Source organism: Sphingobacterium sp. BIGb0165 (assembly GCF_024810095.1).
GTDB lineage: Bacteria > Bacteroidota > Bacteroidia > Sphingobacteriales > Sphingobacteriaceae > Sphingobacterium > Sphingobacterium detergens.
The window spans coordinates 109,898-125,641 of record NZ_JANUEB010000006.1; the positions used below are offsets into that span (position 1 = coordinate 109,898).

General features: G+C 40.6%; 11 protein-coding genes. 3 read left to right on the top strand and 8 right to left on the bottom strand.

Annotation, left to right across the window (positions count from 1 at the left end; translation table 11 throughout):
* Positions 1 to 36: 36 nt before the first annotated feature.
* Entirely contained in the window at positions 37 to 1,044 is a 1,008-nt protein-coding gene (locus tag M2408_RS14910) for a FecR family protein (RefSeq protein ID WP_259183117.1), read from the bottom strand.
* 185 nt (positions 1,045 to 1,229) lie between these two features.
* Between M2408_RS14910 and M2408_RS14915 the strand changes: the two genes are divergently transcribed.
* On the top strand, positions 1,230 to 1,811 hold the full coding sequence (locus M2408_RS14915; RefSeq protein ID WP_259183118.1) for an RNA polymerase sigma-70 factor: 582 nt from the start codon (positions 1,230 to 1,232) through the stop codon (positions 1,809 to 1,811).
* A gap of 295 nt (positions 1,812 to 2,106) precedes the next feature.
* On the opposite strand, the gene M2408_RS14920 is transcribed toward M2408_RS14915, so the two are convergent.
* The 6 genes from M2408_RS14920 to M2408_RS14945 form a co-directional block, all read right to left on the bottom strand.
* On the bottom strand, positions 2,107 to 3,243 hold the full coding sequence (locus M2408_RS14920; RefSeq protein ID WP_259183119.1) for an AhpC/TSA family protein: 1,137 nt from the start codon (positions 3,241 to 3,243) through the stop codon (positions 2,107 to 2,109).
* Positions 3,244 to 3,270: 27 nt separating this feature from the next.
* On the bottom strand, positions 3,271 to 4,413 hold the full coding sequence (locus M2408_RS14925) for a TlpA disulfide reductase family protein (RefSeq protein WP_259183120.1): 1,143 nt from the start codon (positions 4,411 to 4,413) through the stop codon (positions 3,271 to 3,273).
* A 34-nt stretch (positions 4,414 to 4,447) separates the two neighbouring features.
* Positions 4,448 to 5,884, bottom strand: coding sequence for a RagB/SusD family nutrient uptake outer membrane protein (locus tag M2408_RS14930; protein ID WP_120258832.1), 1,437 nt, complete (start codon positions 5,882 to 5,884; stop codon positions 4,448 to 4,450).
* A 16-nt stretch (positions 5,885 to 5,900) separates the two neighbouring features.
* Complete coding sequence (locus M2408_RS14935) at positions 5,901 to 9,605, bottom strand: SusC/RagA family TonB-linked outer membrane protein (protein WP_259183121.1); 3,705 nt, start codon at positions 9,603 to 9,605, stop codon at positions 5,901 to 5,903.
* A 170-nt stretch (positions 9,606 to 9,775) separates the two neighbouring features.
* A complete protein-coding gene (locus tag M2408_RS14940; protein ID WP_259183122.1) occupies positions 9,776 to 10,906 on the bottom strand; it encodes a FecR family protein in 1,131 nt (376 codons plus the stop codon).
* 124 nt (positions 10,907 to 11,030) lie between these two features.
* A complete protein-coding gene (locus M2408_RS14945; protein ID WP_259183123.1) occupies positions 11,031 to 11,624 on the bottom strand; it encodes an RNA polymerase sigma factor in 594 nt (197 codons plus the stop codon).
* Positions 11,625 to 12,077: 453 nt separating this feature from the next.
* Here M2408_RS14945 and M2408_RS14950 point away from each other — a divergent pair, with 453 nt between their 5' ends.
* The gene (locus tag M2408_RS14950) at positions 12,078 to 12,953 is read left to right on the top strand and encodes a helix-turn-helix domain-containing protein (RefSeq protein ID WP_120258836.1); all 876 of its coding nucleotides are present in this window, start codon (positions 12,078 to 12,080) and stop codon (positions 12,951 to 12,953) included.
* A gap of 80 nt (positions 12,954 to 13,033) precedes the next feature.
* A complete protein-coding gene (locus tag M2408_RS14955; protein WP_259183124.1) occupies positions 13,034 to 14,254 on the top strand; it encodes a TCR/Tet family MFS transporter in 1,221 nt (406 codons plus the stop codon).
* A gap of 278 nt (positions 14,255 to 14,532) precedes the next feature.
* Here M2408_RS14955 and M2408_RS14960 read toward each other — a convergent pair whose 3' ends face one another.
* Entirely contained in the window at positions 14,533 to 15,729 is a 1,197-nt protein-coding gene (locus tag M2408_RS14960) for a GTP-binding protein (RefSeq protein ID WP_259183125.1), read from the bottom strand.
* Between the last annotated feature and the right edge of the window lie 15 nt (positions 15,730 to 15,744).

A 15,744-nucleotide genomic window follows, 5' to 3' on the forward strand; every position in this document is an offset into this window, starting at 1 on the left:
GTTACGCGGGGATGTTTTCATATAATTGATTTTTTGTTATTCAATAACGAGTTCAAGCACTTTACCATCTTTCCATTTGATCTGAGCTCCTATGGACTCCGCGATACTCTGCAATACGTCCTCGATGGGTTCGGAGACCTCAAATGTACCTGTGATACGTCGTTTAAGCGCTTGCTCTGATTTTATTTCGATCAGAATACCATATGCTTTTGAAATACGAAATAATACCTCCGAGAGGACTGTATTGTTAAAATTCAATATTCCGGACTTATAATCCAAAAGCAATTGATCTACGGACATTGTCGTTACAGATAGATTTCCAGCGCGGTCATCCAAAACAATAGATTCGGAGGCCTTAATGAGAATTTCGTTGTCAGATTTGTCCTTATTTTTTCGCACACTCAGTTTTCCCTCAATCAAATTTATCCGCTCCGTCTTTAATTCGGGATAGGCTTCGACATTAAAACTGGTACCAACCACCCGCGCTTCCAAACCTTCTGTTTCCACGATAAATGGTTTACCAGGATCTGAAGTCACTTCAAAATATCCTTCCCCTTCCAACCTGACATTGCGTGTAGGGCGTTCGCTAAAATCCGAAGGATAGAATAACTTGGTCCCTCCTTTTAACCATATTTGAGTACCATCTTTCAGTGTTATTTGCTTCTGGGTGCCCGTAGAAGCTTCTACAGAGGACCATGTAATTTTCACAGGATTCTCCCTTGACCAAAATTTTGAGGCTTGAAAATGATCTGTCAAGAAAAAGAATAAAATACTAGCCGCTGCAACAAAAATAGCTACCCACTTAATAATGGTATGTTTCGGTTTTGCTACATGACTTACTCGTTCTGGAGTAATTTTCTGCTCAATATCCTCGAAGAGTGCTGCTAAGTATTGTTGTTTTTGTTCTGCACTCAATCCATTCCAATTTTGGTTAACATGAACATCGTTCTCCCGAAACCAATTTTCTATCCACAGCTCTTCTTCCGGAGTGCATCTACCAGACTCATATCTGATTAATAATTGTTCAAGATCGCTGCTATTCATAAGGTCTTTAATCTTTGGTTTAATAGGAAGACACGCAACTCAAAGGATAGTACTATTTAATTTTCACTTTTTTTTTTCAAGCTCAGGCGAAAATACTTGCAATTTATCCGAATTAGAAAATGTTACAAGCATCGCAATTATTTTCTCGTTTTATTTTTTATCTTTCACCATCTAAATATAAACCTATGAATGCGAGCACAAACGACATCAGTCTGTTTCATGCTTTTAAAGCGGGTAACGACGATGCATTTTCAAAAATTTACCAGCTGTATGCTGAGCCGTTGATTGATTATGCATCAAGGAAAGTAAAATCCATGGATGAAGCCCGGGATTTGATTCAGGATTTATTTATCTATCTCTGGGAAAAACGCACTGACCTTAATATCAATCAATCCTTGCGGGCTTATTTGTTCCGCTCGCTAAATCGAAGGATATTAAATTATTATAGAAGGAATAATACGCGGGAAGAATACGCATCTTATCTATTGAAAATGGAACATGCTGTCTCTAATCCAGATCATTCAGTCGAGCTTAAAGACTTACAGCACAATATTCAATTTGCCATATCAAAAATGCCGAATAAAGTTAGGGAGATCTACCGCTTAAGTCGGGAAGAATACATGAGCATCAAGGAAATAGCACAACATTTAAACCTTTCTGAGCAGACAGTCAAAAACCAATTAACGTCTGCCCTATCAATTATGAAGCAGATTCTAAAAGGAGTTATCAGCTTGATTATCTTTTTATATTTTTTACTGGAAAAGTAATTGTACCACTTTTACGGATGAATACTCAATAAAGTACAATTGCCCTTCAACATAATCTCCAGTAAGAATATGGGTGTGAGCAGTCATTTCATTTGTAGTTGATGTTGAATGCTTCAAAAGGGCCATCGCTAAATAACGTGGCCCTAAGAAACATGACAAACAGCTGAGACCAGCGATTTAAGCCACAAATTAATATCCAAATATTTCACCTAGGCTAACCTTTTTGGCTAATAATACAAAAGCACATGCCAGTAAAACTTTCCTGCAAATATTGAATTTAGTTATCATTCGACTGCTATTTAATAAATTTGCTCAATTCCTTTTCAATGTCCTCTCCACGCAGGTCTTTTGCGATAATAGCTCCTTCGGGATTGATCAGGAAATTACGTGGTATTGCCATGACCCCGTATTTTAGGGCCGCATCATTTTTATACCCTTTTAAATCGCACAACTGGACCCAGGACATTTTGTCTTCTTTAATCGCTTTTAGCCAATGCTCTTTCTTGCTATCTATTGAAACCGCAACAACTTCGAAATTTTTGTGTTTATACTTTTGGTAAATTTCATTAATAAATGGCATTTCAGAACGGCAAGGACCGCACCAACTGGCCCAAAAATCAAGCAATACATACTTGCCTTTGAAGGAAGAAAATGAAACAGGTTGCCCTTTGTCATTGTCCATCACAAAATCAATGGCATGCTTTCCGATGTCAACAGTTTTTTGCGCATTTAACTGTGCATGGAGAGCCTTCGACAGTGATAAACTGCGGACACGTGGGCTCAATTTATTGAAACGCTCTTCAAACTTTGGATTTTCAACCCCCATTTGATTGCTGACAATAAGGAGACTGGCAAAAGAATTAGGATGCGTATCAAGGAACTTCAGCTCTGCGTCTTCTACCGCTTTAGCCATGCTACTGTATTTTGGTCCGAGCTCTTTATTGGCCTCCGAATGACCAGCAGCAGCATTTTCCATCATCTGTTTTGAAATTAAATCTGCTTTTTGCTGAAGCGGCTTTACAATATCCGATAAAACCAAATAATCGGTCTGAACAGGGCCACCGGTAATACGGCCCTGCTTGATATTGGGTCCGGTCACAAGAAATTCAGCATTTTGAAGCATAAATTCCTGCTGATCCAGTTTATGATAATTTTTCCAGTCTAGTGGATCCAGTTCCTTTCCGAGGGCAGTCATATGCAATTTAGCACTTACCATATCACTTGCAAGTTTGCCTTTTAATATAAAATTGCCATTTTTGACATAGGTCGAATCTACAATAAACTCTTTTAGACCATTCGGATTCATATAACGCAAAAAGACTTTATATCCTTCGTGATCGCCGGACAATTTTCCTTTAATAAGGTAAGCGTCCTGAGTGTAACCATAGAGCCCAATTAGGCTCATGATGGTAAATAATACAATCTTTATCATGTGTTTTTATTTGTAGTGTTGAATAGATTAATTTACATCCAGAACCTCAGCAAGTCTTTTGTCAAGTGCTTCTCCCTTTAGTTCTTTGCCAATAATAACACCATTGGGATCGATCAAAAAGTTTTGTGGAATACCTGTAATACCGTAAAGAATCGCTGCCTGATTTTTAAGACCTTTTAAATCACTTAACTGTATCCAGGGGATTCCATCTTGTTTGATGGCTTTTAGCCAGGCTTCTTTTTTACTATCCATGGAGACTGCAACGATCTCAAAATTTTCACTTTTATATTTTTCGTATACTTTGATCATATGGGGGTGAAGATCCCGGCAGGGACTGCACCAGCTGGCCCAAAAATCAAGCAATACATACTTACCTTTGAAAGACGACAAGGAGACAGGTTGTCCCTGTGTACTATTTAGGGTAAAGTCTAATGCCCTGTTGCCGGCAGCAACAACTTGGGTTGCTTTCAGTGTGGAATCCATTTCTTTTCCAAGGTCTGAATTTTGAACACGTGGGCTTAGTGCATTAAATTGAGACTCAAAATCGGGATGATCAATACCACCTTTCATTGCAATCAGATAGAGACTCACAAAGGAATCGGGGTGGCTGATTCTAAAGTTATTTTCTATCTGGTCTATTTCGGCAGTAATTGGCTTCATTTTTGGCCAAAGTGCCTCCGCAGCCTTCTCTTGCCCGCTTCTACTAAGTTTTAAAGACTGTTGAGAGAGTAACTGCATCCTTTCTTTCCAGGGCTTTAGCTGTTCATTCAGCAAGTTAAAATCCGCTTGTACTTTACCGCCTGTTACATGGGCTTCTTTGATCGTTGGGCCCGATAATTGAAAGCTGTCGTTTTCGAGCATAATATATTGCAGGTCTCTTTCATAATATTTCCAATATTCGGAAAGATCTACATTTTCATTAGGCTCACTCAGAATCAATATGGCCCGTTCTACATCTTTAAATAACTTGCCTTCAAATTTGAACACGCCGTTTTTGACAAAAGTGGAGTCTTTTATCGGGTCTTTCAACCCTTCTGGATTAGGATACTGCAAAAGTACTTTTTTCCCGTCATGATGGCTAGAAAGTTGGCCTTGTATAGAGAAAGATTGCTGCGCATTGGCACAAAGCGCAGCCAGGCTAGCTAATGTAGCGATTGTAATTTTTATCATTTTTCAATTATTTAAATGAAACTTATATGTTTTTTTAAGGGTTATTTTCCATTCCGGGGTTTTGATCCATTACTTTTTGTGGAAAGCGCAACACGAAACGTTCGGGTTTAAGTGTAAATGTACCGGCGACAGCCCCCGTCGCTGCATAAAGTGTGTGGGTATAAGTTTTGGCCTTGAATAAGGGATCGACAGACAGTCTCCGCATATCAAACCATCGGTATCCACTCAGGGCAAACTCCCGTATACGTTCTTCCAATATAAAGTTGAGTAGTGCAAGCTGTTGCCCTGCAATTGCTGCCGGAACAACTGCATTGACTGATGGCATTCTGCTTTTTCGCAACTGTTCTACATCGGCCTTTGCTCCCGTCAAATCGCCTAATCTTGCTTTACACTCAGCCCGTAATAAGTACAGGTCCGGAAGCAAGATTCCATACTGAAAGGATGTGGGTCCCATTTTGCGAAGCAATCCAGCGGGATATTCCGGTCCATAATAGGCATTCCTTGAATAAAACTTAAGTCGTAAATCAGTGCTTTCAAAAAGGCTCACAGTCTTTTTGTCGATCACAAACTCATTATAGAAGAAGGTCCAAAAATTACTGGATTGTTTATTATAAACGCACTCTTTATTGTTTACAGCACTTGGATAGGAAGGTCCATAAGATCCTATCGGCAAAAACTCACCTCCGGGAGCCAAGGTTTTATTGTAGTCATATAATGCTAAAGGAATGGCCGAATTTGCTACCGCCAAAAGTGAAGCATCAAAATGCGGCAAAGCTAATTCGGGCTTACCCATAAAAAGGTAGACCTTGCCCAGCAAGCCTTCGGCCGCAGCTTTCGACATGCGCATGGAATGAGTTGTCTTTGCCGGCAAATCAGGTATCGCCTTATTTAAATCATTAATGATAAACTCGTAGACCTCTTTAACACTGGCCCGTGTAAATTGATTAGCCGTAACATCGGCTTTGGTCAAAATTGGAAACCCGGGATCTGTCCCAGCCGTATTGACATCGTAAGGTTTACCAAAATAATTCACTAACAGAAAATAAGTCCAAGCTCTTCCAGCCGTAGCTTCGGCAGCAATGGACCGTTTCTGTTGTGCTGTGCCATCAGTGGCTGCCGGCAGTTCTTGGATGATCTTATTGAAGGTGTAGATATTTTTCATCGGCATATCCATCTCAGTAGCATTCTCCGAAGCTTCATAAATAACAGCGTCCCATCGAAATAGGCGTTGTGTTTTTAGACTAGCTCCATCGAAATAAGGCTGAACAGCTGCTATTTCATCACTCATGGCCACCTGGGAGTTGGTACTGATATTGATCATGTCGAGATTATTCAGCAGTAGGTCATAATCTGAAACTTTCTGCGCTATCAAACGTCCTTTTGGTGTGACTTCCAAAAAATCCTTTTTACAGGCGGAGGTAAAACTTATAGCAGCCGCCAGAACTACCCCAATTTTAAATCTTTTTGTCATTGTCATCTGCTTTACATTAAAATTTTACATTTACTCCGAATGAAAGAGTCCCCTGGCTAAATAGCATACTGCGTATACCAGTTGTGGCATCAATAAATTCAGGATCAATATCTTCCTTATTGGCCTTCCACAGCATCAGGTTCGATAGCTGCATCCGTAATGTAATTTGCTCGGTATGCAATTTATTCATTAAGGATTCCGGCAAGCTATACCCGAGGGTAATATCCCGCAATTTTATATAAGACGCGCTGATTACATTGACATCTGCATAGGTGTAATATTGAATATCGCGACGGGTATAGCTCAACGAAGAATTAGAAACATAGGATGGAATATTGGTATTCAATTCGTCTCCGGGCTGCTTCCATCGCTTGGCAAAGTCACTATGCAGATTTCCGGTTGTTAACCCATCCCGAAGGGCATTAGCGTGATACAGCCGATCGGTATAGACGGTATTTACATCACTCCGCATCACATGTCCCAGGTTAAAAATTGCATTGGCACTTAAAGTCAGTCTTTTATAGTTAAAAACGTTGGCCATTCCACCGCTCCAGATGGGTTGATAGGTGCCCTTGAAAATCACATCTGCCGCCTTCGCCGCATTGGGTGTTTTGGTCACAGAGCCATCCGCAAGGCGTATCTGTGGATCTCCCAGTTCATCCAATCCGACAAAATTGTAGGCAAAGAGTGCAAAAGCCGGAAACCCTTCCAGATAATTTTGCCAAATGCGGTCCATACCAGAGTTGATCTGTGACTCTACATTTAGTTTTGTGATCTTATTTTTATTGTAGGCAACATTAAAGACAGTGCTCCACTTAAAGTCGCCTTTTTTAATATTTAGGGTATTTAAACTCAGCTCAATTCCTCTATTCTGCATGTCACCAAGATTTCCGATGATTGTGGAATAGCCACTAAAAGCATTGGTTGGAAAAACACCGAGCATATCCGTTGTCTTTTTTTGGTAAAGGTCAACTGTACCACTGACACGGTTGTCAAATAGTCCAAAATCAATCCCCAGATTTATATTTTTCGTGCTTTCCCAAGTAAGTTTTGAATTGGCGGGTGTGCCGACCACAACGCCTGTACCACCCGGTAAATTGCCATTCTGAATGGCGTTTAAGATATCCTGCGAAGCTGCGATACCGGGGTCGGGTGAGTTACCGGTCAATCCATAAGTAGCCCGGAGGGCTAAATTATCCAACCATTTTGTGCTGGCCATAAAGCTTTCGGAGCTCATGATCCATTTCCCACCGATGCTCCAGACAGGTCTGTTCTGAGCGGATCTGTCAAGCCCAAATAGATTACTTTTGTCTATACGAAAACTACTGTTCACTGCGTACTTGCGATTGTAATTGTACGCAAGATTAGCATAATAGGAAACAAACCGGGTCAGTAACTCGGTCCGTGTAAAGTAGTCGTTGCTCAATAGACTTTGGCTCCCACGATTTGGCATGACAGGATCTGCGAGACCTTTGACACCAAGTGTCGCATAGTCAATAGCGCCATAAGTCTGTAGGAGTTCGTTGTATCCTCTGACCGTGCTGCCATTGTAATTAACCAATAGTTCCTGTGCTTCATGCCCTACTAATGCACTTAGCTGATGCATGTCCTCATCCCAGTTCTTGTTATAGCTCAATTGATTCCTTACCGTCCAACTCTGCCTATTTTGATTATTGATACTATATTTTCCACCATTATTGGGCAGGTAATAAACAGGAGTGGATTCTACCGTCGGTGCAACAGTAAATTGCACAAGCTCGTTCCGAACCAGGTAGCTCCGGATATCATCGTAGATCTCTGTTTTTCCTGTTCCTTTTGTATAGCCATAGGTACCTTCAAGTTTCAATCCATCCCAGAGCTTTATACTTAGGCCAAGTACATTGCGGCTCAGGAAATTATTGCTTTCGGTATGGCCATAATTGGTTTCATCCAAAGGATTGTAATCCAAGCTAATTCTGCTGCGTGCTTCAAAATCGTTTCGTACCTCTTCACTGACTTCACCCATGTAGGGCATGGACAGATTTCTCCCTAACTCGTCCCGAAGCAATTGATAAGGATAAAAATTCGGCGTAATCTGAACATTCCTCTTTGCACTGTTAACGCCATAGGTAAGGTCATTAATAAGATTCAGCTGAATAAACTTACCGACCTGTAGATCTTGACGAAGATTGAGTTTATAGGTATTACTCTTCTCACCGGGCTGGCTACTGACCAAATTTGTGTAGGCTCCAGAGCCATACGCTGAATAAGCTTTTCCACCTTTCGAAAACGACAGTGTATGATTCATTAGGGATGCATTTCTATAAACTAGATCCCTGATCTGCTTCCTATTATCTATTGTTGCCAGACTATCCAGACGTTCTTTTGCGGCAGCAGAACTAATCAGTCCCCGGGCCAGATCATATTGAATCTGCTGATGAGGTGCAACACCGCTACCACCAGACACATATGGAAATACACTTTCCCAAGGATAGATCTCCGCATCAAATGTTTCATTTGCTGCCTGTATAAATTCTTTACTATTGAGGGTTTTAAAATAATTAAGATCCGGTCTACCCTGGAAATTGACAAATGCATCATAGTTTATCCTTAGTTTATCATCATTGGATCCTTTTTTTGTCGTGATGACGATGACGCCATTGGAAGCCCTTGCTCCCCAAATGGAGGCGGCTGTCGCATCCTTGAGCACCGTAATGTCAGCGACATCTTGTGGATTGATACTGGACACATCATCAATAGGTATACCATCAACCACAAAGAGCGGATTTCTGTTGGTGCCAACATATCCATTGCCTTCCGGGCTGCGTACACCAATCGTCGACAGTCCACGAACAAGAAATGGATTTTGTGAAGCATTTGGCGCATTATTGACTGTCAGCCCCGCAACTAATCCATCAAGACGCTGCAATATATTCATGCTGCCGGTTCGATTTTCTAGGATGGTCATATTAGGCTTGGCATAGGATCCGGTACTGCGCTCTTTGGAAATCGTTTGATAACCGGTATTGATCACCTGAACTTCCTGCAATAGACCTACAGCTTTCTGCATCTTGATCTGTCCGATATTAGAAGATACCTTTACCTTTTTTGGTTCAAAACCCACATAGGAAATCAATAAAGTCCCTTTTTCATCGACGTCTTTGAGTGTAAAATCACCTTCTCCATTCGTTCTGGTTGATTGAGTGCCCCCTATTACAGCAATTGAGGCATCAGGTAGCGGTTTGCCATTTTCATCGACCACTTTTCCGGTAACGTCAATAGGATTATTTGAGCCAAAAACAAGGTCATTGGCTCGGCCTGACGCTTCTGTTTTGCCGATTTTATTACCGTCTGGAGAAACGAGTTTCGAGTCGGCATCCTGTATTCCACTTGTAATCACGACCGATTTATCCTCAATAGAAAAGCTGAGATTTCGTCCTTTAACAATGGACTGTAAAGCCTGCACTAGGCCAACATTTTTCAGGTCTACACTGATCGATCGATGTTGTCGCAGAATATCTTTGTCCAGCAAAAAGTCATATCCAGTCTGCTGTCGCATCTGTTTTACAAGCTGTTCCAAAGTAGCATTTCGCTCCTTTATCGTGACACGTTGTGCATACGTAGCCCCATAGGTATGCATGAGTAGACATGTCATGATAAATAAAACTAATTTCATAATCAATAAAAATTTAGGTAGTGACCGCTCATGGTGAAAAGTACCCAATAGCGCATTTTTTTTCATACTTTTGTTTTGGTTAGATGGTTCATAAACTGATTTGTGTCGTTTGTCTTTAAGTTGGCATTTTCAGCTACAGCATCATTTTTCATATAACCGCGAGGTGGTAGGACACCTTGCGGTCTTTCTGATTTTTTTGCAGCAAATGCGCTCTTACTGATCTCATACGGATCAAGCTAGTCTGTTACAATAATTGTCCTTTCTTTTATTTTAAATTTTACTTTATTTATTCGTTCAATCTGTCGAAGTGTTGTAATCAAGTCATTCGACCTGGAGACAAAGCCCCATAGTTTTAACTCTTTTGGTGTATTTTCTGTAAATTGAACTTCCATATTGTACCAACGGCCTAAGGATAACATCACCTCGGAAAGTTCCCCATCAATTTTAAAATATCCGTTCTTCCAGGCGAGTATATCTTCGGTATCTTGCTCGTGGACGTCGATATCACCACGTCGATTAACAGCCTGCTCCCCCGGCTCGATCAACTGCTCGCCCTTCGTAGTCACTACGTTGACCCGCCCCTCGACTAGGGTGGTCCTGACAAGTCCCTGCGATTCTGAATATGCATTGATGTTAAAATGGGTCCCCAGAACGCGGACCTGCTGTGATGCTGTCCTAACAATAAATGGTTTATCATGCTTACTCACTTCAAAATACCCCTCTCCTATTAATTTAACAATGCGTTTTTCACTATTCAGCAGATCGGAATCAAAGGTCAAACTGGATCCGGCATTAAGCCAAACTTTAGAACCGTCCGGTAGAACGACCTGGTAGATTTCACCATTTCTTGTCGTAATCGTATTTTTGATTACTTCGCTTACATCTTTAATGGAACTGTTTTGACTGTAAACAACCACTCCCTGCCCATTCTTAGAAATTGTCATCCCTTGTTTAGTCAGGAGTTCGCCAACTTTAGCGTTGGAAAGATCTATAGTAGAACCATCTGACAAGGTCAAAGTTGCCCCGGTATGACCTGCTTTAATTGTTGGTCCAGCGTAAGTGTCTATGGTATACACTTGTTGTTTTTCATACAGTTTGTAAATTCCGACACTCCCCACAATCATTAAGATCGCTGCGACATAAGCAAGCCACCTCCGTATTGGCAGAACTTTAACATGATGCTTTGATTGATGATCGATTGCATTCCACATTTCCGACTTTATGCGTATAAAATCCTCAGGGGAATCAATAGCCGGCTCCTCGATGCGGTTAAAAGCATACCATTCCTCAACAACACGGGTTTCTTTGTGTGTTGCCTGACCAGAAAGATATTTATTTACAAGCTGTGCTCCAAGTTCCTTATCCATAAGTCGAAATCGAGGTTTATAATCGTTAACTACTATAATACAGTTGGAAAAAGCTTTGGGAGTAGAGGAATTGAAAAAAAAATAAAAATTCTTAAAAAAGAATAACTTGATGGTATATATTGGTTTAGTTGCTTCGGAGAAAAATCAGCAGCATGATGCCAAGAGAATTATAATGGGTAAGTCTAACCTTTAATATCTTTAGCGCATTTTGCACTTGCTTTTTCACTGTGGATTCACTCAAATTCAACCTTTCCGCAATTTCACGGTGGGACAAATCTTCCAATCTACTCAATTCAAATACTTCTCGCATCTTGGCTGGCAGTTTGGCAATTTCACTTGTTATCAAAAGCATAAGATCTTTTTCATCTAGCTTTTCAAGTGTTTCATCACTAACCTGTAGGCTATATTTTCCTATTTCAGCCAGATAGTCACTTTTAGTTTTTCCTTTTTGAATGTAGTTCAGGACACGATTTCGCGATGCAACGTAAAGATATGACGAGATCCCAACATTATCTCTGATAAAATCCGACTTTTCCCAAATTGAAGTAAAAAGATCTTGTACAAGATCTTTGGCGGCATTCTCATCGCGGAGCATCTGGTTGACCTTGTAATAGATCATCATGCTGTATCTATCGTAAATTTCGGCAAAGGCATTCCGATCTCTTTGTTTAAGCAAAGAAACAAGATTACTATCTGTCAAAACTTTATACTTGTTCATTTTATTTGTACGGCTGCATTAAAGAACACAGCTCAATAAGCATAGGAAATGTCAAAAATTATTTATCCACTACAATAGTAGGAAAATAATATAAAATAAGATTGCATTTTGAAATTTTATTGTCATGGGATAACATATAGCTTTTCTAAATTACACACTTGCGATTATGCCCTTTTTTAGTATTAAATAAAGCTTAGCTAGAATTATTTACGTAATAGTATTTTACAGACATAGATAATCAAAACTGTGAAACAATTTAGCATTGCTTCCAACGTTGATAATACCTCTCCTATCACCATTACCCAAGTGCCGGACAGCTGGAACTAGTTCGTATAGCAAAAGTAAGTCTGTCGATAATGGGATCCGAGGAAAAAACACTGTAGATAAGTGGTGTCGGGGAGATACCGAAAAATATCTGTATTGCCATGCAAATGAATTTGACGATATTTGAATATGGCATTATTCCTTACATCGGACAACGTGTATAAACTCTACAATATTGATCTTTCCAAAAAGATAGAAGGGATTGCTGTGCTCCAGCAAAAGCACGTCAACGGGCAAGCCTATTCGGAAAATCCCCGTCTGTTTGATGGATTGATTCTTGCATTCATGATAAAAGGTTCCATGAAAGCCCGTATCCATTTCCTGGAGTACGAGCTTTGTGCAGGCCAGATTGCTATTGTGCAACCTCAATTAATGTTAGAGACACTATCGATGACTGAAAATGCGGAGATCATTACGATCGGTCTTTCTGTGGATTTCATTTCGACATATCCAATGCTACATGACTTTGTCATGAACAACCAGATTCGCTGGCAGCCTGTTCTGAGTCTTCAAGCTGAAGAAATGATCCTAAAAAATGATTTGCTAAGCCTTATACAAAAGGTATATCACAAAAATCAAAGTCCTAAAAAAACCGAAATGCTACGGCATCTTGTCATTTCACTGATGAGCCTGATCGCCGAGTCTTATACCGCGCTAGCTGATCACAATAATCCTGTAAAAAGCCGTACACATGAAATTATTGACGACTTCTATCTATTGATTTCAAAATATGCCACCCAAGAGCGTAGTGTTTATTTTTATGCGGAAAAACTCCATCTCACACCGCAATACCTCTCTACTTTCCTCAAACAGAAAACAGGAAAGTCTATCTTACAATGGATTGATTATATCACGCTCATGCATGCCAAGACCTTACTCAAATCAACCAGCTTGTCGATCAAACAGATCAGCAACCAGCTAAATTTTGATGAACCAAGCGTATTTTGCCGGTTCTTTAAACGTCTTTCTGGCGCCTCTCCTGGTGTTTTTAGAAACCGACAATAATCTGCCCAATCTTACAAATTGTACATACAGACCATAAAAGTGTAAAACATCTACGATGGATTGCTGCCTACTTTTACAGCATGAAAATCGCAACAAAAAAAGCAGCTATCGGTTTTATATTTGTGACCTTGCTGATCGACATTACAGGATGGGGAATCATACTTCCAGTGGTTCCAAAACTCATTCAAGAACTTATACATGCGGATATCAGTAAAGCGGCGACCTACGGTGGATGGCTCGGTTTTACCTATGCCTTTACGCAATTTTTATTTTCGCCTATCGTAGGTAACCTCAGCGATAGATACGGTAGACGACCAATTATTTTAATCTCACTTTTTGGGTTTGCCATCGACTATATTTTCCTTGCACTGGCGCCCACAATAAGCTGGCTATTTGTAGGAAGGGTAATTGCAGGGATTACAGGTGCCAGTATGTCGACCGCTACTGCGTATATCGCGGACATATCTACAGATGAAGATCGCGCCAAAAATTTTGGGATGATCGGGGCCGCACTCGGGCTTGGTTTTATAATTGGTCCCGTAATCGGTGGTTTGCTTGGACAATTTGGGGCAAGGGTTCCGTTTTACGCCGCCGCAGCTCTATGTCTACTGAATTTCATGTATGGCTATTTTATTCTGCCTGAAAGTCTGGATAAGGAAAAACGGAGACCCTTCGATTGGAAACGCGCTAATCCGATTGGTTCCTTTAAGTTTTTGGTAAGATATCCGAAGATCTCAGGCCTTGTGACGGCATTGATATTAACTTATATCGGTATCCACGCCGTGCAGAGCAACTGGCATTTTTTTACGATGTACAAATTTGGATGGAATGAGCAAATGGTGGGATATTCGCTGGGTTTGCTGGGATTACTGTTGGGACTGGTGCAGGGAGGGCTGATCCGGTGGACGTCGCCTAAATTTGGGGAGCAAAGAAGTATTTACTATGGTCTGCTATGTTACGCCATAGGCCTGCTTTTATTTGCATTTGCCAGTGAAGGCTGGATGATGTTTGCTTTCCTAATCCCTTATAGTCTCGGCGGTATATGTGGTCCTGCCCTACAATCGGTTATTACAAAAAATGTACCTGCAAATGCTCAGGGGGAGCTTCAAGGAGCGTTAACCAGTTTGGCAAGTGTCACAGCAATTGTAGGTCCTCCAATGATGACGAATCTGTTTTATTACTTTACGCAGGACAGCGCACCTTTTAAATTTACTGGAGCTCCCTTCTTTCTCTCCGCCCTATTAATGGGCATCAGTGTCGTGATCGTACGTATCGCTTTCAAAAAAGATAATCGGAAATAGGGGTAATCTGTCGAAAATAAAAAATCTTTAGTGTTTTTTAAACTGAATAATATATTTCCAGACATCAATTAGAAATCTCTTGAAACTGGAACATTTCAAAACGGATCGCAAAGCCCCTGGTTAACGATTAACATAATCCCGATATTCTTCCGGGATCTTTCCTTCGGAAGCGTAATTATTGGTACTGAAAAAAAACTGCAAACCGATAGATTCTTATAGGCAACTGATTTTCTGTCAGATATTTCTTTCTAACTTTATTGTGAGGACAACATTAGACCCTAGATATTTTTGGGAAATTCATCTTTCCACCAAGTGAAACGCCAATCGTCAGCCTCTTCTTCAGTCAATAAACAAGATTCCAATTCTGTAATATATTTCTCTTTCTCCAAGTGTTGCCCTATAAATACCAATTCATTTTTACGATCCTCCCACTCCGGATGCCAGCGTTTTAATAGATCCGCTTTTATTTCGGGGTAAATTGGATGTTGGTACCGCATTTCTTCTGGCATGCTGCTCCACCACGAACCAGCGCTTTCCAAACGGATACTTCCACCAGCTTGACTAAAACTAATTGCGGTATCTGGCCTCGATGCTAGCCAAAATAATCCTTTAGCCCGTATAATATTATGAGGATAATCATCATTTAAATATCGGTGTAATCGTTGTGGATGGAACGGTCGCTGGGAGCGAAAAACAAAAGATGAAATCCCATATTCTTCAGTTTCGGGAACATGTTCCTCCCCTAGTTCTTTTATCCAACCCACAGACGAAGAAGCTTCTTCAAAGTCGAACGCCCCTGTTCCCATAATTTCTTTTGGATCAACCCGGCCAAATTGGGTTCGAATGAGCTTCGCTCCTGGATTAAGTTTGCTAATTGCTGCTTCCAAAGTGCCTATGGTCTCCTCTGACACAAGATCTGCTTTGTTTAAAACAATCACATTTGCAAACTCGATCTGATCGGTCAATAAATTTACTATTGTCCTGTTATCCATAAGATCGTCTGCCAGCGACCGATCTAACAAGGTTTCAGAACTGCCAAAATCTTTGGCGAAATTGAAACAGTCCACTACAGTGACCATTGTATCAATATAGCTGAATGATGAAAGGTCAATATTATTATTAGAATCAACATAACTGAAGGTCTGAGCAACGGGAATTGGCTCTGAGATACCTGTACTTTCAATCAGAAGGTAATCAAATCGATCTTCTTTGGCCAAACGCTCAACCTCAATCATGAGATCTTCCCTTAATGTACAACATATACATCCATTACTCATTTCAACAAGCTTCTCCTCTGTCCGAGATAGCACATTCTCACGCTCGACAGATTGTGCATCAATATTCACTTCACTCATATCATTGACAATGACAGCAACTTTCTTGCCTCCCTTGTGATGAAGTACATGATTCAGCAAGGATGTTTTACCTGCCCCCAAAAAGCCACTTAGAACTGTGACCGGTAGTTTTTTTTTCATTTTCAGCAAATTAAT

Coding starts and splice junctions, on each gene's coding strand:
- M2408_RS14960 (WP_259183125.1), bottom strand. CDS start 15,729: ATGAAAAAAAAACTACCGGTCACAGTTCTAAGTGGCTTTTTGGGGGCA.
- M2408_RS14920 (WP_259183119.1), bottom strand. CDS start 3,243: ATGATAAAGATTGTATTATTTACCATCATGAGCCTAATTGGGCTCTAT.
- M2408_RS14940 (WP_259183122.1), bottom strand. CDS start 10,906: ATGGATAAGGAACTTGGAGCACAGCTTGTAAATAAATATCTTTCTGGT.
- M2408_RS14930 (WP_120258832.1), bottom strand. CDS start 5,884: ATGACAAAAAGATTTAAAATTGGGGTAGTTCTGGCGGCTGCTATAAGT.
- M2408_RS14935 (WP_259183121.1), bottom strand. CDS start 9,605: ATGAAAAAAAATGCGCTATTGGGTACTTTTCACCATGAGCGGTCACTA.
- M2408_RS14950 (WP_120258836.1), top strand. CDS start 12,078: ATGGCATTATTCCTTACATCGGACAACGTGTATAAACTCTACAATATT.
- M2408_RS14925 (WP_259183120.1), bottom strand. CDS start 4,413: ATGATAAAAATTACAATCGCTACATTAGCTAGCCTGGCTGCGCTTTGT.
- M2408_RS14945 (WP_259183123.1), bottom strand. CDS start 11,624: ATGAACAAGTATAAAGTTTTGACAGATAGTAATCTTGTTTCTTTGCTT.
- M2408_RS14915 (WP_259183118.1), top strand. CDS start 1,230: ATGAATGCGAGCACAAACGACATCAGTCTGTTTCATGCTTTTAAAGCG.
- M2408_RS14955 (WP_259183124.1), top strand. CDS start 13,034: ATGAAAATCGCAACAAAAAAAGCAGCTATCGGTTTTATATTTGTGACC.
- M2408_RS14910 (WP_259183117.1), bottom strand. CDS start 1,044: ATGAATAGCAGCGATCTTGAACAATTATTAATCAGATATGAGTCTGGT.